Raw genomic sequence first — 17,611 nt, forward strand, 5'->3', positions numbered from 1 at the left:
GCCCCTTTTTTGGTGGCGGCGTGTTAACCGCCGAGCGTTTGCCAGGTTGCGACCTGGCTGCCTGGCCACGGCGTGGCGGCATGCACGCCACGGGCGATCGCTCGGGCCAGGGTGTCCGCCGCCAGCGCGCCGATTTGCAGCACCGCCAGTTCGCGGCTGCCCTGAACCTCGCGCTGCCCGGTGGACAGGGCGAACACCACGTCGCCGTCAAACGGGCTGTGCAGCGGGCGAATAGCGCGCGCTATGCCGTCTTGCGCCATGATGGCCACCCGTTTCAACTCCACTCGCGTCAGCGCCAGATCGGTGGCGATACAGGCCAGGGTGGTGTTCTTTCTGCCGCCCTGCGGCTCTTGTTCCATCCAATCTTCGCCTTGGGCGCGCAGTTGCGCCAGCGCCGCCGCGCCGCCGTTGCCGAATTCACCGTCAATTTCATAGGGCGTCGCCCAGAAGGCGCGGGTGCCGGGCGCTACCACCGCACCCAAACTGTTGACCGCCACCAGCGCGCCGACGGTAGCGCCATTGGCGGCAATGATAGATGCCGAGCCGAGGCCGCCTTTCAGCTTGCCCATGCCGGTCATGGCGCCATAGCCGGCGCCGACGGTGCCGAGCGGAAAATCCAGCCCGGCCTTGCCGACCGCATCGATGCCCAACTGGCGATACGGCGGCGTGAGCTGCCAGTTTTTGTCGCCGCCGTTGGCCAGATCGTACAGGCAGGCGGTGGGCACGATCGGGGAGACCGGCACGCCGGGCGCCGGGCGCAGCGCGTAGCCTTTACCCTGTTGCCCCAGCCAGGCTGCGACGCCGTCCGCCGCCGCCAGGCCGTAAACCGAGCCGCCGCTGAACGTCAGCGCATCGACGGTTTGCGCCAAATTGTCTTCACCCAGCGCGTCGGTTTCCCGGGTGGCGGGGCCGCCGCCGCGCACGTCCACGGCGGCGATCGCCGGGCTGTCCGGCAGGATAACCGTCGCGCCGGTGCGCACCCGGCTGTCCTGCGCCACGCCGACCTTCAGGCCCGGCACATCGGTAATCAGGTTGCGGGCGCCTGGGCGCCCGGCGGCGGAAGTTGGCATAGCGGCACCTAATGGGGTGAGAGGAGAGAATATGCCGACGGCGGCGGTCAGGCCGGCCAGCGCTTGTAAAAAGGTTCGGCGGTTGATGTTCAGGGGCCGGCGCAGCGGCCCCTGCGGGTGGGGACGATTACGCATCGCCGTGCGGCTGCCCGGAGCGCAAACGCGCCATATGGTAGGCATCGACCAGCACACCGTCGCGCATGGCATAGGCGCGGCTGGTGCCCTCTATCTCGAAACCGAATTTGCGGTACAGCGCGATGGCCGCCGGGTTGTCGGTGAACACCGTCAGCTCGATGCGTTCGATGGCCGCCCAGTTGTCGCACAGGTCGATCATCGCCTGCATCAGGCGGCTGCCGACGCCTTTGCCGTGGTAGTGCGGATCGACGCCGATGCCGAAGGTGGCCACGTGGCGGCGGCGCACGCGCTGATTCAGCATGACGGCCAACTGGCCGGTAAGCTGCCCGTCGATGAAGGCCGCCAGGTTATGCGTACCCGGTTCGGGATTGGCGAGGCGCTTCTGCCAGGACTCGACGGACGGTAGAGGAAGCTGCAGCGTATCGCGGTAGACGGGCGCCAGAGAATAAAGATGATGCAGGGCCTGCGCATCCGTTGTTTCCACGTGGCGTATCACGATCTCGCTCATCTCGCTGCTCCTGTTGCTTACCGGTTGAATAACCTCTGAATTTATCCGTTTACTGCCTTGAGTCAATATTATTTCAACGGGTCAAAAAAAACGCTTTACAGGTGCGAATGATAATGATTATTATTGCGATGCGTTCCGGGGAGGGCATCAACCCTTGATACTCTCGCTGCGAAGGCACGACATTGCTCACATTGCTTCCAGTGTTTACTTAGCCAGCTCGGGTGCTGGCTTTTTTTTTGCCCTTTTTCAACCGCTTCCGCCTTCAACAAATCCGTTGCCCATCCGCCGTTTCATTCCATCGAAATTTTTGAACAGAGGCATGAGTTTTTTACGCTTTCTTATTCTGCCCGCAGGACTAGACTGTAAAAAAACATTGAGGAGAGTTGAATATGATTTATGTACGCAAAGCGGAAGACCGCGGCCACGCCAATCATGGCTGGCTGGATAGCTGGCACACCTTCTCATTTGCCGACTACTACGATCCGAACTTTATGGGGTTCTCGGCGCTGCGTGTGATCAACGAAGATGTGATCGACGCCGGGCAGGGTTTCGGCACCCACCCGCATAAGGACATGGAAATCCTGACCTATGTGCTGAGCGGCACGGTGGAGCATCAGGACAGCATGGGCAACAAGGAGCAGATCCAGGCCGGCGAATTCCAGATAATGAGCGCGGGCACCGGGGTACGTCACTCCGAGTACAACGCCAATCAGGATCGTCCGCTGCACCTGTACCAGATTTGGATCATTCCGGATCAGGTCGGGCTGGAGCCGCGCTACGAGCAGCGCATGTTCGACGCGCCGCAGGGCCGTCAGCTGGTGCTGTCGCCGGATGCGCGCGACGGTTCGCTGAAGGTGTTTCAGGATATGACGTTGTCGCGTTGGGCGCTGAATAAAGGCGAACAGGGTGAGTACCCAATCGCCGCCGGCCGTCGCATTTGGATCCAGGTGGTGCGCGGCAAGGTCTCGGTCAACGGCCAGGCCGCCGGCATCAGCGACGCGTTTGCGGTGTGGGATGAATCGGGTCTGACGATTCAGGCCGACGAAGAGAGCGAAATCCTGCTGTTCGATCTGCCGCCGGTGTGATTAGGCGGTAAATATCAAGTTGTTGCCTTCCGCTGATGCGGCAGGCGGCGCAATATGACCAACCTGGTGCTTCAGGCTTAGCCTGGAGTGCGGGTTGGTTTTCTTGTTATGGCCCGGTTATTTCCTCGGTTTTCTGGCGTTTCCTTCGCGCCAGGCTGCAAAAAGTGTTTGCCTTCTTTTGAGCAAGAAAGTTAATTCTGGAGCCGCTGTGTGATTTTTATACGCCTGACATAAGAGCGGCAACGATTAAATTAAGCTGGCTTTACATTATTGATAATAATATTTACAGCCTGTCTGTTTATCGAGCGATTTAATAAAGGATTTAGAATTATTATATAAATAAATCATTTCCTGATAACGTATTAATTGCAAAGGCAATGCCATTGTTTGTGTTTGCATGATGTTAATTTCAGGTAGGGCGTCTGTGAACTGATGGTCAAATAATATTGACGGGCTGAAATACGTAAATAAAACGGTCCGGAAATGAGTGCCAGAACGGTGGCTGATTTTTGACTTGGACGATAGCCGCTCAGTGGGTTGCGTGCTAAATATATTTTTAATTTATTTCGTCAGTTTATTTTTTGGTTTTCCAATCGCGCCACAGAGGGGCGTCCGAGCTCACGCGTACGGGCTTTCGACACGCTGAATGCCATTGCAGAAAACAATCTCATACCTGGAGATAGAGGAAAAATGATGAAAATTAAAAATGAACGTAACGGCACTTATGATGATTTCTTAAATGCGATACTCACTTTCGAAAGCACGATCGAACCGCAAAAAGCGCAATATTATGCGGAAAATTATGATAATCCAACCGCGACATCTTATCAGGATGTGGAGTATCCCGGCCGGGTTATTCGGGCCCAGGATGGCACGACAACCAAAAGCAATGTCTCGATAAGAGAATATTTCGAGCGTTTGGGTATCGGCAAATACTATACTCAAGGTTCAACGGATCCTCAGATGTTCAAGCAAATGCAGTATGCGACGATGAACTATCTCGGTTTTATCGGTTACCAGCTCAGCGAACAAGACTTCTGGGATCTGGGATATTACACGCATTATGATGAAAACCATCTCCCTAAATATTATTCCGACGTGCCGGTGTCAAATTGGGCCAACGGCGTGCGGGATAAGGTCATGAATCTGCCTGGCAAAGGCGAAGTGCATGTCACGGATGTGAATACCTGGCAAGGGACCTTTACCGGCAAACACGGCATTAATAGTTTTAACGATGTTCTCGATCCGGATAAACAGGACTATGTCGCCAAAGATCATTTTGTCGATAAGTACGAGGGCATGGTGCGTTTGCTGGCGGAGAGAGGCAAAACCCTGAATGATTATTTGGGCACCACTATTCGTTGGTCTGAATGCCATCCCGTGTTGACGCCGCCGCCGGGCGTGCCGGATGCGGTGGAAATCACGCTGTCGGGTTTACTCGGCGGCGCCCATCTGCGCGGTGCGGAGGGCATTACCGCCCTGCTGGTCGATCGTGAAAATCGGGCGGATGAAAACGGCACGGCGATTTTGCAGTATGTCTATCAGTTCGCAGGCTATGACACACCGTTTAACCCCTAATGCTCTTCCATAGTCGCTGCGTAATGGCACGACTCCCCCGCGCGCAAGCGCGGGGGAATCGACGCGGGCTAAGGGTCAGCGTTCTTCCGTTTGCTGCTGCAACAGCCGATCTATCTCTCGTTTTGCTTCCCGAAATTGCTGCTGATATTCCGCGCTGGCTTGCAATCGAGCAAAGGCACCGGCCGCCAACACGCGGCCGGCTTCGACATCGCTGGCCCAGTGTACGCCGCAAATCAGCCGGCTGCGGCCAAACTCATAACCCTTGCGCATGAGCTCCGTCGCACGTTGCGGCACCATGGCCGTCAGCGTCATCGCCCATACGAAACCGGTTACGGCATGCCCGGAGGGATAGGAACCGCCATCGTTGCTGAGCGCACTGTGCTCTTGCGGGGTACAGCTCTCCACCCGCAGCGCGGAGTAGGGGCGAATGCGGGCGTGGGCCTTTTTCGCGCCGTTGGAAGCATAGCCTGCGTCCGTGAGTAGGCGGCTCAGCAAAAGGTGGGTATGCGGCGTGCGCTGGCGCGATATCTCCGTACCCAACGCTGCGGAGAAAGCCCGACCGATGGCATTGAAGGACAGATTGGCATCCTCCACCGCCAACCTGCCCCGGGGCGTATCGCGCAGTTTGCGAAGCTGGTAAAAGGTTTCCACGTCGGCTTTCCAGGCCGCGCTGCCTTCAATCGGCGGGGCCGGCAGGATTGCCGCGCCGTCCGGATAGTCTGCAGGCGTAAGATAACCGTTGATCCAGCCTTCTATGTAGGGAGAAAAGCCTACATTCGGATAGCCGATATCCGAATAGTCTACCCGCCACCGCTCGCGGGTATCGCTGTTGGGCGCGATGGACTCGGCATGCGCCGGCACGTTTTGCAGACAAATCAGGGCGAGCCCTGTAACGGCGCTTCGTTTTATGTTCAGAGCGAATATAGCCATCGTTATATATTCCCTTCCTGGCATGACGCTGTTTCAGTAATGGCGACGGTTTGATCACTGCGGCACAAACAGGCCGATCCAGCCGAAAATATTGAGCAGAATGCCGGTGATAATGACCGCCACCACCGGCGCGGCGATTTTCAGCACCGGGCGGCCGAGCGCTTCGTTAAGGAAATAGAGCGCCGCCGCCATGCTGAAGCCCGTGTACCCGGCCATTTTGATGGCCGCGAAAGTGGAGCCGATCAACAAGGCGAATTCCATCAGCATATTCATCGCGTTGCGGATATTGTCGGATGCATTGCGCACCGAAGGATATCGGCCCAGCCATTTGCCGATATAGCGCAGCAGCAGGATTTCCAGCGTGATGACGATGGCGCCCGCCGGTGCGGCAAGCCAGGGCGAAGGCGAAAGGTAGCCGACGACAAAGACGAACGTGAAGCCCGCCACCGCATATACCCCGGTCGCCAGCGCGGTAGTGGCGATCAGCGGAATGAATCCAAGCCCGCGCATGAATTCGGCCAGCGCCGCCTGGTGCAGAAGGGCGTCTGATTCTTCGGGCGAGATGCCGGGCGCGTAGGCTTTCGCCAGCGTATAAATCGAGACTTCGGAGCCTCCGAAGATCTTCATGCTGGCGACGGCAGAAATCAGCGCGCCGGTTACGGCAATAAGCGGCAGGTTGTTGATAATGCGCTGTGTGCGCTCCTCAAACATCGACGGGGCCGAAGCCTCTTCACCCGTTGGGGAAGTCCGACGATCTCTCAGATCGCGGAAAATCGCGATGCCCAACAGCAAAACCATACCGACGAAGATTTCGATCGACTCCGGGAACAGATGCGGGAAATAACGCACGACGATCAGGCGCGACAGCAACACCAGCAGGGCCGCGACCACGCTCTGTTTCCAGCCGAACTGGTAGAAAATGGCGACCAGGGGAAAGAGCGCGAAGGCCGACACGACCGGGTTACTCAGTTCCCCCAGCGCGCCAATGATGTCTACCGGCAGCGAGGTCAGGAGTTGGTTGATGGGCTGCAGGCTGGTGAAGACCAGAATGCCCCAGATGGCGCCGAGAATGAATGCCAGCCACACGTTGACGGCCAGCACGCCGATGATGTCGGTAGGCAGAAACAGCAGCCAGCTGTTCAGCAAGCCGGTGGACAAGGTAAATGAAATGCCGACGGAGGCCACGAACCCTATGCTGAGGCCAAAAGCGATGCTGCCCGCTTCCCGACGGTTCATATGGCCTTCCACCAGTTGCGGAAGGATAGGGCGAATGCCGTCATGAAAGACTGCCGCCGAACGGTGAGATAACAGCGCCGTCATGCCCGTCAACAGGGACACCAGAATGACGGAAAGGATAGGGTCCATTTTCGCCTCCTTATGACAGTTGCCGAATCAACAGCGGGATCGCATGTTCGACGTGCTCGACCGAAAGGCCAAACGCGACTTTTCCTTCCGCCACCCACTTCGTTATTTGCTCTTCTTTCGCACGAATGCCCGGCTTGGCGATCGTGCAGCATTTGTTGAAGCCGATGATGGCTATCGCGATGGACAGCGCAGCGCCGGCGCCGGTATTGCAGGCGCCGATGAAATAGTCCAGTTCGCCGTTTTTGACTCGGGCGGCGGCGTCCATGTCGCTTAAGATGCTGACGTCAAAAATGCCTGGGGCGGCGCTCTCGATGGCCTGTTTGATCTGTTCCCGCTGTAAACCTGCAATTCCGATTTTTTTCATGGCTATCACCTTATTATTTGAAGAACCGATTTGGGTTGTGTTGCAGCATTGCGGTCACGGCTTGCTGACCGATCCCCGCCTCCAGCAACAGCGGAACGAAACTGTCCATGAGGTAGCTGAAGCCGGGGCCGCCGTTGCCGCGCAGATGCGAACGGCGCGTGATGTCCATCGACAGCATCACCCGCTCGAGCAGGCCGCGTTGCGACAGCGCGGTCAGCATCGCCACGCGTTTTTCATCCGGGTAGTAGCTGTTTTTGCCAATGGTGTCGAACTGCACCCACGCGCCCCTATCGATCAGGTGCAAGACAGTTTCCAGATTGTCTTTCAGATCGCAGTGGCCAATCACGATGCGGTCGGCCGGCACGCCGTAAGATTGCAGCAGGGCGAGCTGCTCCGGCCCCATGGTGCTGAAACTGGTATGCGTGGAGATTGGCCGCCCCGTGGCGTGGTGAGCGAGGGCGGCGGCGTGGAACATTTTTGATTCGTCGGGCGTGATTCGGCCCTCGCTGCTGCCGATTTCGGCAATCACGCCAGCGCACAGGCCGCTGCCGTCGATGCCGCATTCAATTTCGGCAATCATTTCGGCGGCCAGCGTTTGCGCGTCTCGGGTGGCGACGTGTTCGGGATAGAAATCCTGTTGGTAGTAGCCGGTGGAGAGCAGCACGTTGATACCGGTGTCGCGCATCAGGCGCGCGATGAAGTGGACATCCCGCCCCATATAGCGGTTCGTTACCTCGACGATGTTGCGGACTCCCCGCGCCATCAACGCCTCCATTTCATCGCGCAGCAGAGCATAGCTGTCGAGGCGACAGTCATCGTTATGCTTAAACGGTGAAAGATCGATGTGCAGATGTTCATGCGCATAGGTGTAGCCGTCGGCGTTGAGCCATTCAATCTGATCAGCCATGAGAATTCCCCTGCAATAATGAGAAAAAAGAGGTGCCGTTCTGCGGTGCGGGAGCGCCGAAGGCGTCGCAAACGGAGGCGCCCACGTCGGACAGCGTGGCCCGATCTCCCAGCCGGACGCCAGTAACGCCCGGGCGCCAGACCAGCAGGGGCACGCACTCGCGCGTGTGCTGTGAATGCCCGATCGTTGGGTCGTTGCCATGATCGGCCATGACCACTAACGCGTCGTCCTTATCCAGCAGCGACATGAGATGCGCCAGATATCCGTCCACCAGTTGCAGGCGCTCCGCATAACGCGCCACATCCTGCGCATGCCCGGCCAGATCGGTTTCCTGAATGTTGGTGCAGATAAACCGCCGGCCCGGTCGTTGCGCTTCGCTCAGGGTCAGCGCCATGATTTGCGCGGAATCGACAATCCCGCCGAAGTTATCGCCGTCGGGATTGGCGACGATATCCGCCACTTTCCCTATCAGGGATGTCGGGATGCCTTGACGTTGCAGACAGGCGGGAACCTGTACGGCCTCATCGACGCCGTAACCCAAATGAACGACCCGGAAGCCTTGCCGGTAGACGCCCGAACGCGGGGCATCGATGCCGGCGTACATGTCTTGCCGGCTTTGCGCCGCTGCGGCGATGGCTTCGTTGCTGGTGCTTTCTCCGCCGAAGACAATGACGCGGCTCACGGGCGCGCATCGCCTAACGATGGCGCCGATTTTTCTGACCGTGTCGTAATCGATCAGGTTCAGATTGGCGGTCACGTTGTAGACCAGGCCGGGGTCGGTTTCAAGGTTATCGCCGACGGCCACGGCGTCGTTGACCCAAAGGTATGCCGTATTCGCCGTCACCGGGAGCCGCTGCACCCGGTAGCCCGCTTTCCGCAGGGCGCCAGCCGTTTTATCCATGATTTCGCCGAACGGCATTCTGAAGGGCTGTTTGGGCTGAGTTCCCATAATTTCCTGATGCCCCATGAACGAGTCGGCGCCTTCATGTTGCAGAGCCGCTTTGCCGACGTTTGCCTGCGGATTGGGCCCCATCACGTTGGCCCGGTATCCCAGCGCGTTGATCAGGCCCAATCTTTCCATTGCGGGCAGGCGCAGGTCGGGACATTGCTGCAAGATATGGCCGCAGGTATTGGCGCCTGCGTCGTTCGGCCTGACTTGCGGCACATCCTCCATGGCGCCGACGCCAAAGCTGTCGATCACCAGGACTACAAATTTGTTCATGCTGTGTTCCCCCCCTGATATTGGCGGCTAAGACGCCGACGGCGTTTTGGCTATTACCGCGAGACGATGGGATTGCCCAGGCTGTCGTAGAGCCCGGCCAGCGTTGGCCGGCCTGCGCTGATGCCCTGGATAAGCGCTACGTCGCTGCGGGTGACGAAGATCTGCGTGCGGAAACACATGATTACCGGGCTGCCAACCGCGAAATTGCCCTCCAGCCCCAGGTAGTAATCGATATTGTCCGATTTGAACGGCAGTGTCCGCGTCTCGCTGGGGGTATCCCCGGCGAAAACCAGCGCGTTCCGTAGGCGGCCGCGGCGGTAATAGCCGCCGCCGAAGCACAGGCTGTTCGATCCTGCGTTATGAGACACTTCCGACAGATACAGCATGGCGATGCGTTCCGGTTGATCGCCGTATTCATTGGCCGGAATGGTGCCGGTAAACGCGTGGCCAGGTTCAATATGCGTCGCGCCGCCGCGGGCAAGCGCAGGGATGGTGTTGCAGCTATTGGCCGACGGGGCGTTAACCTGCTCGATAGGAAAGCCCGCCGCGCGCAGCGTTTTCGCCGCGTTGACCAGCGTGGCAAAGTTCGACGTGGTGAGGCTTTCGCCCGCCGTTGCCGACGCCAGGGCGCAAGGAAAATTCGTGACGCCGACGATCTCCACGCCGCCAAGCGCGGCGATGCGCGCCGCGACATCGACCAGCTCGTCAGGCTGGAAGCCGCCTTCCTGACCGGGGTAGACGATATCGCCGGTCTGGCATACTTTCAGCAGCAGGCGTTGCCGCATGCCGAGACGCCGGGCGCATTCGGCGATCCTGCGCGCTTTCTCAAATGAGAAAACCGTGATGACTTCCGGCCGGCATCGCAGCGCGCTCTCGATTTCCCCGTCCGGAATTTGCACTAAATGCCCCAGATGGCGAAGCGGCACGCCGTTATTGGCCAGGCATCGCGCCTCGCGGAAATCCACCGCCACCGCTCCGCTGAACCCCTGGTCGATAATTTGTTGGGTTAGCCAGGGATTACGGCCGAACTGCTTGCTCATCACATACGGCGTCACACGATATTCTTCCGCCGTTTGCAGAATGCGGCGCGCATTCTGTTTCACCATATCCACATCGATCACCCAGGTGTCCGGCGTGAGTTTGTGCTGGCGCAGCAGCCCGATCGACGCGTCAATCAGCGGCTGATTTTGTTTGCGTAGCGCATCTAAAAACATAGGGTTGGCGACTCCTTAAGACAGCGGTTTCCGGAACATCAGATTGGCCGTCGTTTAAATATTCATTTTTTTGAACATTTGTTGCGAAAAAATCAATGCCGCTGTTGGGGAGACAAGCCGAACAGGTTGGCCAAGAGATAACCTTCCTCGTTGGGATGCAGCCGTACGCTGAACTTTGCCAGCAGCCCATCATTCAGCCGCCGCAGGCGGGGCAGTTCACCCGATGCGGCGATCTCCTGCAGAAAATCCTCGCCCAGCGGTGCGATGATTTCGCCGCGCCGTGAACGCATCAGCGCGTTCGCCATATGCGCGATGGCCATCCATCCCTGTTCCTCGGGCAGCGGGCGCCCCCAGCGCGTTTCCAGATCGTCAATGACTTGCAACATGCCGCGGAAGATATCTTCATCTATCACTCCGGCCTGGCAAAGCAGCTTCATCTTCTCTTCCACAATCTCTCCTTCAATAGCTGGGCTCAATCTCTTCTGACACCACGGCGCGCTGATGCTGGCGAACCCGATGCGTATCGACAAAAGTATCCAGCAGTTTCCCGGTGCTTCGGTCATCGCTGCGGATTAAAATGGTAGCCTCCGTCGCCAGCACGACGCGTTGATCCCCTTCCAGGGGCACGGCCTCCAGCCCGTAGCGGGCCAACACCTGGCGGTTCTCGACGTTCCAGACGACGGCATCGATGGTGCCGTTTTCGAGCCGGCTCAGGCAGTCGTGGTAAGGAATTTCCACCCGTGCGACCGCCGCCGGGTCATAAATCATATCCGTCAGCAGCTTTTGGTCCATCGAACGGCAGTCCACGCCGACTCTGCGCACCGCGCCGTGATCCCCGCGGCGGCGAATGATTTGATGCGATACCCAAGAATGCTCTCCAAGCGTCGCCGCGATCTTCACCCCGTTTTCCGGCCGGCTTACATACTCTTCGGCGGCCAGACGCGAGACGACCGCCAGGTCATAAATGCCATTGCGCAAACATTCCACGCGAATATCCGCTCCCCGCATATGTGCGAAGTAGAACGGTACGTCGGAAAACTCGCGCTTCAATCCGCTGGCGAGCCCCTCGTACTCGCGGGTATAGGGTAACGGCATGGCGCAAACAACGCGGGAAATGTTGGCGTAATCCAGCAGCGACCTATAGTCCACATGGGTTAAGAAGCTGCCGTTGCGCCCGCTGCGTTGTACGGTTATGCAGCCTGCGTTTTCCAGTGTCTTGAGCGCCGCCTGCATCAAACCGATGGACAGGGCGTTGTCGCGGGCCAGTTCGCCAATCGTTTTTAATCGCTCCCCCGGTTGGCATCCCAGCAAGTACATCGCCAGACAGCTCAGCGATAACCCTTCTTTTTTTATAAATTGACTGCGGCTCATTTAAATATTCATTTAAGTGAAGATTTGTGTCAGGGATACACCAAAAGCGTGGAGAGATCCAAAAATTACGGCGAATGTGTGATGAAGTGCACGTAGCGGTTATCGGTTTCCGCTTGGCGCGGAGAATCTGTGAGTTCTGTTGGCCGTCGCATAACCGACAATATCGGCCCGCCGTTTTTTTTGCTAAAATGACTGCCCATTCACGGTTAGTCAGTTCATTGATAATGAAGAAAAAACGGCCGGTACTCCAGGATGTGGCGGACAAGGTGGGCGTGACCAAGATGACGGTGAGCCGTTATCTGCGCAATCCCGACCAGGTTTCTGCCGCCCTGCAGCAAAAAATCGCCGTCGCGCTGGATGAGCTGGGTTACATCCCCAACCGCGCGCCGGACATCCTCTCCAACGCCACCAGCCGGGCGATTGGCGTGCTGTTGCCGTCGCTGACCAACCAAGTGTTCGCCGAAGTGCTGCGCGGCATCGAAAGCGTCACCGACGCGCACAACTACCAGACCATGCTGGCGCACTATGGCTACCTGCCGGAGCGTGAAGAAGAGCGTCTGACCTCGCTGCTTTCTTACAATATCGACGGCCTGATCCTGTCTGAGCGCCATCACACGCCACGCACCCTGAAAATGATCGAGGTGGCGGGCATTCCGGTGGTGGAGCTGATGGACTGCGTCTCGCCGTGCATCGATCTGGCGGTGGGCTTCAACAACTTCGAGGCGGCGCGCCAGATGACCCAGCAGATCATCGCGCACGGCCACCGTCACGTGGTCTATTTCGGCGCCCGACAGGATGAACGTACCATCATCAAACAGCAGGGGTATGAGCAGGCGATGCGCGAATCCGGCCTGGAGCCGTACAGCATCATGACCGCACGCTCTTCCTCCTATTCCGCCGGCGGCGAGCTGCTGCGCCAGGCGCAGCGCGACTACCCGCAGATCGACAGTATCTTCTGCACCAACGATGACCTGGCGATCGGCGCGGCCTTCGAGTGCCAGCGGCAGGGGCTGTCGATCCCGCAGGACATGGCGATCGCCGGTTTCCACGGCCATGATATCGGCCAGGTGATGGTGCCGAAGTTGGCCAGCGTGCTGACGCCGCGCGAACGCATGGGGCAGATCGGCGCCGAGCGCTTGCTGGCTCGGCTGCGCGGCGAAACGGTGTGCCCGCGCATGGTGGACGTCGGTTTCACCGTGATCCCCGGCGGCAGTATCTGAGCCATTTTAACGTTCTGTTTTAACACCCTTTCTTTTTGCAGCGCGCCCTGAGGCGCGCGGGTTATCCCGCCTGTAAGCCCGCCGCTCGTTGCCGGTATAAGTTTGATCTCTGTCCCAGAACGCGAATTTTAGCCGCTTACCCGGTTCCGGCACACTCGTTGTTACCGGTATCATGATACCGGTAACAACGAGTGTGCGGTCATCTTGCTGCAAGACTGAACCTCTGACTCAACAACACCTACAGCTCTTCTTATAACACCGGGAAAGAGCCTAAAAATAAAACAACCGCACGCTTTACGCCTATCGTAAAGAGAGTCGCGATAAAAGGTTGGAGAAAAATTATGCCATTAGTGATTGTTGCAGGCGGCGTAGCGCTGCTGCTGCTGCTGATGATCCGCTTCAAGCTGAACGGCTTTATCTCTCTGGTGCTGGTTGCCCTGGCGGTCGGGATCGCACAGGGCATGCCGGTCGATAAAGTCATCGGCTCCATCAAGGCCGGCGTGGGCGGCACGTTGGGCAGCCTGGCGCTGATCATGGGCTTCGGCGCCATGCTCGGCAAGCTGCTGGCGGACTGTGGCGGCGCGCAGCGCATCGCCACCACGCTGATCGACAAGTTCGGCAGAAAACACATTCAATGGGCGGTGGTGCTGACCGGCTTCACCGTCGGCTTCGCGCTGTTCTACGAAGTGGGCTTCGTGCTGCTGCTGCCGCTGGTGTTCACCATCGCCGCCTCCGCGCGCATCCCGCTGCTGTACGTCGGCGTGCCGATGGCCGCCGCGCTGTCGGTGACCCACGGCTTCCTGCCGCCGCACCCGGGCCCGACCGCCATCGCCACCATCTTCCATGCCGATATGGGTAAAACCCTGCTGTACGGCACGCTGCTGGCGATCCCGACGGTGATCCTGGCCGGCCCGGTTTATGCCCGCTTCCTGAAAGGCATCGACAAGCCGGTGCCGGAAGGCCTGTACAACCCGAAAACCTTTACCGAAGCGGAGATGCCGAGCTTTGGCGTCAGCGTCGCCACGTCGCTGGTGCCGGTGATCCTGATGGCACTGCGCGCGGTCGCTGAAATGGTGTTGCCGAAGGGCCACAGCCTGCTGCGTTTCGCCGAGTTCTTCGGCGACCCGGTGATGGCGACCCTGATCGCCGTGCTGATCGCTATCTTCACCTTCGGCCTGAACCGCGGCCGCACCATGGATGAAGTGATGGGCACCATCACCGATTCGATTAAAATCATCGCCATGATGCTGTTGATCATCGGCGGCGGCGGCGCCTTCAAGCAGGTGCTGGTGGACAGCGGCGTCGAGCAGTACATCGCCGGCCTGATGGAAGGCAGCAACGTTTCGCCGATTCTGATGGCCTGGTCAATCGCCGCCGCGCTGCGTCTGGCGCTGGGTTCCGCCACCGTAGCGGCGATCACCGCCGGCGGCATCGTCGCCCCGCTGATCGCCACCACCGGCGTCAGCCCTGAGCTGATGGTGATTGCGGTCGGTTCCGGCAGCGTTATCTTCTCGCACGTTAACGATCCGGGCTTCTGGCTGTTCAAGGAGTACTTCAACCTGAGCATCATGGAAACCATCAAATCCTGGTCGGTGCTGGAAACCATCATCTCGGTGTGCGGCCTGGTGGGCTGCCTGCTGCTGGCGACGGTCGTATAATCTTTATCCGGCGCCCTGCGGGGCGTCGGCGTTCCAGAGTATCTTTATCAGTCGGGACGCATTTGGCGCGCTCGCGCCAGTTCCCATAAGGGCATGACACAATGAGTAATCCGCAGAATCACGTATTTATCCTGATGGGCGTATCCGGCAGCGGCAAATCCGCCGTGGCCAGCGCCGTCGCCCACGAGGCCGATGCCGCCATGCTGGACGGCGATTACCTGCACCCGCGCGCCAACATCAACAAAATGGCCGCCGGGCACGCGCTGGACGACAACGATCGCGCCCCGTGGCTGGCGGCCTTGAACGACGCCATCTTCGCCATGCAACGCACCAATCCGGTGTCGCTGCTGGTGTGTTCGGCGCTGAAAAAAAGCTATCGCGACCGCCTGCGCGAAGGCAATCGCAACCTGCATTTCCTCTACCTGAAAGGGGACAAGACGGTGATTGAGGAGCGCCTGAAACAGCGCAAGGGCCACTTCTTCAAACCGCAGATGCTGGTTTCGCAGTTCGCCACGCTGGAAGAGCCGGGCGAGCAGGAGCCGGATGTGCAGGCGATCGACATCAACCAGCCGCTGGACGGCGTGGTCGCCGACACGCTCGCCTGCATCAACCGCATCACCGCCCGCTGAGCGCGGGCCGTCGTCGGCGCCGCCAGGCGCCTACAGCTTCATGTAAGCCCGTATGCCGTCCAGGAACATCTGGGTCGACAGCATCACCAGAATCAGCCCCATCAACCGTTCCAGCGCGCTGACGCCTTTGCTGCCCAGCAGGCGCAGGAACAGGTTCGACATCAGCAAAATGGCCGCAGAGAGGCCCCAGGCGATCAACAGCGCCGCCACCAGATGGGGCAGCTGATGCGGATACTGGTGCGACAGCAGCATCAGCGCCGCCAGAATCGACGGCCCGGCCACCAGCGGGATCGCCAGCGGCACCAGGAAGGGTTCTTCGCCGGCGGACAGCCCGGAGCTGTTCCCCTCCTGCGTGGGGAAAATCATCTTGATGGCGATCAGAAACAGGATGATGCCGCCGGAAATGGAGACGGTTTCGGTGCGCAGGTTGAGGAACGCCAGAATTTTCTCGCCGGCGAACAGGAAGATCAGCATCAGCAGCAGGGCGATCAGCAGCTCGCGGATCAGCACTACCCGGCGGCGGCGCGGTTCCAGATGCTTGAGCACCGACATGAAAATCGGCAGGTTGCCCAGCGGATCCATAATTAAAAACAGCAATACCGTAGCGGAAATCATCTCTGTCATGGTGACCTCGTGATCGGGAAAACGCCTCGGCCTTTCCGGCCGCGTCCTTGCCTATAAGAAGGATTGCTGAGAAATCCCCAGCCATCGAATAAATTCACTTTGCGCCCGCGCCGACATTTTGTAAGGTGAGGAGATATTGCACACAACTCGTTATCACCTACATAAGCCCTTATCCGGGCGGGACATAGATATTATGAAAAACGTTGGTTTCATCGGTTGGCGCGGAATGGTCGGCTCGGTTCTCATGCAACGCATGACGGAAGAGCGCGATTTCGACGCCATTCGCCCGGTCTTTTTCTCCACCTCGCAGCACGGTTCCGCCGCGCCGGCCTTCGGCGGCCAGCAGGGCACGCTGCAGGATGCGTATGATATCGACGCGCTGAGCGCGCTCGATATCATTATTACCTGTCAGGGCGGCGATTATACCAACGAAGTGTATCCTAAGCTGCGCGCCAGCGGTTGGCAGGGGTACTGGATCGACGCGGCCTCTTCGCTGCGCATGCAGGACGACGCCATCATCATCCTGGATCCGGTCAACCACGCGGTGATTCAGCAGGGCCTGGACAACGGCATCAAAACCTTCGTCGGCGGCAACTGCACCGTCAGCCTGATGCTGATGTCGCTCGGCGGCCTGTTCGCCAACGATCTGGTGGAGTGGGCGTCGGTCGCCACCTATCAGGCGGCCTCCGGCGGCGGCGCGCGCCACATGCGCGAACTGCTGACCCAGATGGGCATGCTGCATGCCGACGTGGCGAAAGAGCTGCAGGATCCGGCTTCCGCCATTCTGGATATCGAGCGTAAGGTGACCGAGGCCACCCGCAGCGGCAAACTGCCGACCGATAACTTCGGCGTGCCGCTGGCCGGCAGCCTGATCCCGTGGATCGACAAGCAGCTCGACAACGGCCAGAGCCGCGAAGAGTGGAAAGGCCAGGCGGAAACCAACAAGATTCTGAACACCGGCAGCGTGATCCCGGTCGATGGTCTGTGCGTGCGCGTCGGCGCGCTACGCTGCCACAGCCAGGCGTTCACCCTGAAGCTGAAAAAAGACGTGTCGCTGCCGGAAATCGAGCAGATGCTGGCGACGCACAACGACTGGGTGCGCGTGATCCCGAACGACCGTGAGCTGACCATGCGCGAACTGACGCCGGCGGCGGTGACCGGCACGCTGAATACGCCGGTCGGCCGTCTGCGCAAGCTGAATATGGGGCCGGAGTACCTGTCGGCGTTCACCGTGGGCGACCAGCTGCTGTGGGGCGCGGCCGAGCCGCTGCGCCGCATGCTGCGTATTCTGCTGTAAACCCGCACTTCCTGGGGGCTGGCTGCTTTCAGCCCCCTAAAGCCTTATTTTCCACTTTTTTGTTCGCCGCGTCCGCGTCGGGCAACGTCATCGCAAGCCCTGCTTCAATGAGCTGTACCCCGCATATCTCCTCGTCGGCCGCCGCATGCCGGCGCCGCCAGGCTGGCAGTTTTCTTAATGAAGAATTTTCCTGAGCAATGCTGAGCAGTTTTTAACAGACATTGGCTATGCTTAACGCATGGGCGAACAATTTTTCACCATGACTGAAATATTTCAAAAAATAAGCATAAAGAGCGAAATTCAGGTCGGCAGAGTAAAGATTGGTCAATAACCGACCGCAATCACGCTTTGGATACCGAATGCATTGCATGATGACAAAAACGGCCAAGGAATAACCAACAAGCCGTGCTTAGATCATGCTGTTAATCTAAGGA

The 17,611-nt window shown here is 58.9% G+C and carries 17 protein-coding genes; 6 read left to right on the forward strand and 11 right to left on the reverse strand.

Features of this window, described 5'->3' with window-relative positions:
• Nucleotides 1–23 precede the first annotated feature (23 nt).
• Nucleotides 24–1,205, reverse strand: a complete 1,182-nt coding sequence (locus ACJ8PI_RS21335; RefSeq protein WP_164134870.1) for a P1 family peptidase — start codon at nucleotides 1,203–1,205, stop codon at nucleotides 24–26.
• A complete protein-coding gene (locus ACJ8PI_RS21340; protein ID WP_164134869.1) occupies nucleotides 1,198–1,713 on the reverse strand; it encodes a GNAT family N-acetyltransferase in 516 nt (171 codons plus the stop codon). Before ACJ8PI_RS21340 ends, ACJ8PI_RS21335 begins: the two co-directional genes overlap by 8 nt.
• A 389-nt stretch (nucleotides 1,714–2,102) precedes the next feature.
• On the opposite strand from ACJ8PI_RS21340, the gene ACJ8PI_RS21345 reads away from it, so the two are divergent.
• Together ACJ8PI_RS21345 and ACJ8PI_RS21350 are read left to right on the forward strand one after the other, a co-directional pair.
• Nucleotides 2,103–2,798 carry a pirin family protein gene (locus ACJ8PI_RS21345; protein ID WP_033636340.1) on the forward strand — a complete coding sequence of 232 codons (696 nt, stop codon included), beginning with the start codon at nucleotides 2,103–2,105 and terminating at the stop codon, nucleotides 2,796–2,798.
• Between the two features lie 693 nt (nucleotides 2,799–3,491).
• Nucleotides 3,492–4,376 carry a hypothetical protein gene (locus ACJ8PI_RS21350; RefSeq protein WP_230200706.1) on the forward strand — a complete coding sequence of 295 codons (885 nt, stop codon included), beginning with the start codon at nucleotides 3,492–3,494 and terminating at the stop codon, nucleotides 4,374–4,376.
• 75 nt (nucleotides 4,377–4,451) lie between these two features.
• Here the strand turns inward: ACJ8PI_RS21350 and ACJ8PI_RS21355 are convergent, their stop codons facing one another.
• From ACJ8PI_RS21355 to yhfZ, 8 genes are all read right to left on the reverse strand, one after another.
• Nucleotides 4,452–5,306 (reverse strand): acid phosphatase, encoded by an 855-nt coding sequence (locus ACJ8PI_RS21355; RefSeq protein ID WP_049235329.1) that lies wholly within the window; start codon nucleotides 5,304–5,306, stop codon nucleotides 4,452–4,454.
• A gap of 54 nt (nucleotides 5,307–5,360) precedes the next feature.
• Nucleotides 5,361–6,671, reverse strand: a complete 1,311-nt coding sequence (locus ACJ8PI_RS21360) for a YhfT family protein (RefSeq protein WP_047570181.1) — start codon at nucleotides 6,669–6,671, stop codon at nucleotides 5,361–5,363.
• 10 nt (nucleotides 6,672–6,681) lie between these two features.
• Nucleotides 6,682–7,035, reverse strand: coding sequence for a DUF2620 domain-containing protein (locus ACJ8PI_RS21365; protein ID WP_033654455.1), 354 nt, complete (start codon nucleotides 7,033–7,035; stop codon nucleotides 6,682–6,684).
• A 13-nt stretch (nucleotides 7,036–7,048) separates the two neighbouring features.
• Nucleotides 7,049–7,942, reverse strand: a complete 894-nt coding sequence (locus ACJ8PI_RS21370) for a phosphotriesterase-related protein (protein ID WP_033654454.1) — start codon at nucleotides 7,940–7,942, stop codon at nucleotides 7,049–7,051.
• Nucleotides 7,935–9,164: a phosphopentomutase gene (locus ACJ8PI_RS21375; protein WP_041037050.1), complete on the reverse strand. Its 1,230-nt coding sequence runs from the start codon at nucleotides 9,162–9,164 to the stop codon at nucleotides 7,935–7,937. The genes ACJ8PI_RS21370 and ACJ8PI_RS21375 overlap by 8 nt, the downstream gene beginning before the upstream one ends.
• 53 nt (nucleotides 9,165–9,217) lie before the next feature.
• Complete coding sequence (locus tag ACJ8PI_RS21380; protein ID WP_049213043.1) at nucleotides 9,218–10,378, reverse strand: YhfX family PLP-dependent enzyme; 1,161 nt, start codon at nucleotides 10,376–10,378, stop codon at nucleotides 9,218–9,220.
• Nucleotides 10,379–10,470: 92 nt separating this feature from the next.
• Nucleotides 10,471–10,827 carry a hypothetical protein gene (locus ACJ8PI_RS21385; protein WP_033654451.1) on the reverse strand — a complete coding sequence of 119 codons (357 nt, stop codon included), beginning with the start codon at nucleotides 10,825–10,827 and terminating at the stop codon, nucleotides 10,471–10,473.
• 10 nt (nucleotides 10,828–10,837) lie between these two features.
• Nucleotides 10,838–11,749: a GntR family transcriptional regulator YhfZ gene (gene yhfZ / locus ACJ8PI_RS21390; RefSeq protein WP_049213044.1), complete on the reverse strand. Its 912-nt coding sequence runs from the start codon at nucleotides 11,747–11,749 to the stop codon at nucleotides 10,838–10,840.
• Nucleotides 11,750–11,973: 224 nt separating this feature from the next.
• Here yhfZ and gntR point away from each other — a divergent pair, with 224 nt between their 5' ends.
• The 3 genes from gntR to gntK all read left to right on the forward strand — a co-directional run bounded on the left by gntR (nucleotide 11,974) and on the right by gntK (nucleotide 15,256).
• Nucleotides 11,974–12,969 carry a gluconate operon transcriptional repressor GntR gene (gntR, locus tag ACJ8PI_RS21395; RefSeq protein ID WP_004930833.1) on the forward strand — a complete coding sequence of 332 codons (996 nt, stop codon included), beginning with the start codon at nucleotides 11,974–11,976 and terminating at the stop codon, nucleotides 12,967–12,969.
• Nucleotides 12,970–13,310: 341 nt separating this feature from the next.
• Nucleotides 13,311–14,627, forward strand: a complete 1,317-nt coding sequence (gene gntT / locus ACJ8PI_RS21400; RefSeq protein WP_033636339.1) for a gluconate transporter — start codon at nucleotides 13,311–13,313, stop codon at nucleotides 14,625–14,627.
• Between the two features lie 101 nt (nucleotides 14,628–14,728).
• A complete protein-coding gene (gntK, locus tag ACJ8PI_RS21405; protein ID WP_033636338.1) occupies nucleotides 14,729–15,256 on the forward strand; it encodes a gluconokinase in 528 nt (175 codons plus the stop codon).
• Nucleotides 15,257–15,286: 30 nt separating this feature from the next.
• Here gntK and ACJ8PI_RS21410 read toward each other — a convergent pair whose 3' ends face one another.
• Nucleotides 15,287–15,880, reverse strand: a complete 594-nt coding sequence (locus ACJ8PI_RS21410) for a YhgN family NAAT transporter (protein ID WP_033654449.1) — start codon at nucleotides 15,878–15,880, stop codon at nucleotides 15,287–15,289.
• A gap of 193 nt (nucleotides 15,881–16,073) precedes the next feature.
• Between ACJ8PI_RS21410 and asd the strand changes: the two genes are divergently transcribed.
• On the forward strand, nucleotides 16,074–17,177 hold the full coding sequence (gene asd, locus ACJ8PI_RS21415) for an aspartate-semialdehyde dehydrogenase (RefSeq protein WP_033636337.1): 1,104 nt from the start codon (nucleotides 16,074–16,076) through the stop codon (nucleotides 17,175–17,177).
• Nucleotides 17,178–17,611 lie beyond the last annotated feature (434 nt).

The sequence above is a fragment of the Serratia sp. CY82433 genome (assembly GCF_052166535.1).
Classification (GTDB): domain Bacteria; phylum Pseudomonadota; class Gammaproteobacteria; order Enterobacterales; family Enterobacteriaceae; genus Serratia; species Serratia sarumanii.

Excerpts from the sequence above, each read along its gene's own strand:
- ACJ8PI_RS21335 (WP_164134870.1), bottom strand. The coding sequence starts at position 1,205 with ATGCGTAATCGTCCCCACCCGCAGGGGCCGCTGCGCCGGCCCCTGAAC.
- ACJ8PI_RS21340 (WP_164134869.1), bottom strand. The coding sequence starts at position 1,713 with ATGAGCGAGATCGTGATACGCCACGTGGAAACAACGGATGCGCAGGCC.
- ACJ8PI_RS21345 (WP_033636340.1), top strand. The coding sequence starts at position 2,103 with ATGATTTATGTACGCAAAGCGGAAGACCGCGGCCACGCCAATCATGGC.
- ACJ8PI_RS21350 (WP_230200706.1), top strand. The coding sequence starts at position 3,492 with ATGAAAATTAAAAATGAACGTAACGGCACTTATGATGATTTCTTAAAT.
- ACJ8PI_RS21355 (WP_049235329.1), bottom strand. The coding sequence starts at position 5,306 with ATGGCTATATTCGCTCTGAACATAAAACGAAGCGCCGTTACAGGGCTC.
- ACJ8PI_RS21360 (WP_047570181.1), bottom strand. The coding sequence starts at position 6,671 with ATGGACCCTATCCTTTCCGTCATTCTGGTGTCCCTGTTGACGGGCATG.
- ACJ8PI_RS21365 (WP_033654455.1), bottom strand. The coding sequence starts at position 7,035 with ATGAAAAAAATCGGAATTGCAGGTTTACAGCGGGAACAGATCAAACAG.
- ACJ8PI_RS21370 (WP_033654454.1), bottom strand. The coding sequence starts at position 7,942 with ATGGCTGATCAGATTGAATGGCTCAACGCCGACGGCTACACCTATGCG.
- ACJ8PI_RS21375 (WP_041037050.1), bottom strand. The coding sequence starts at position 9,164 with ATGAACAAATTTGTAGTCCTGGTGATCGACAGCTTTGGCGTCGGCGCC.
- ACJ8PI_RS21380 (WP_049213043.1), bottom strand. The coding sequence starts at position 10,378 with ATGTTTTTAGATGCGCTACGCAAACAAAATCAGCCGCTGATTGACGCG.
- yhfZ (WP_049213044.1), bottom strand. The coding sequence starts at position 11,749 with ATGAGCCGCAGTCAATTTATAAAAAAAGAAGGGTTATCGCTGAGCTGT.
- gntR (WP_004930833.1), top strand. The coding sequence starts at position 11,974 with ATGAAGAAAAAACGGCCGGTACTCCAGGATGTGGCGGACAAGGTGGGC.
- gntT (WP_033636339.1), top strand. The coding sequence starts at position 13,311 with ATGCCATTAGTGATTGTTGCAGGCGGCGTAGCGCTGCTGCTGCTGCTG.
- gntK (WP_033636338.1), top strand. The coding sequence starts at position 14,729 with ATGAGTAATCCGCAGAATCACGTATTTATCCTGATGGGCGTATCCGGC.
- ACJ8PI_RS21410 (WP_033654449.1), bottom strand. The coding sequence starts at position 15,880 with ATGACAGAGATGATTTCCGCTACGGTATTGCTGTTTTTAATTATGGAT.
- asd (WP_033636337.1), top strand. The coding sequence starts at position 16,074 with ATGAAAAACGTTGGTTTCATCGGTTGGCGCGGAATGGTCGGCTCGGTT.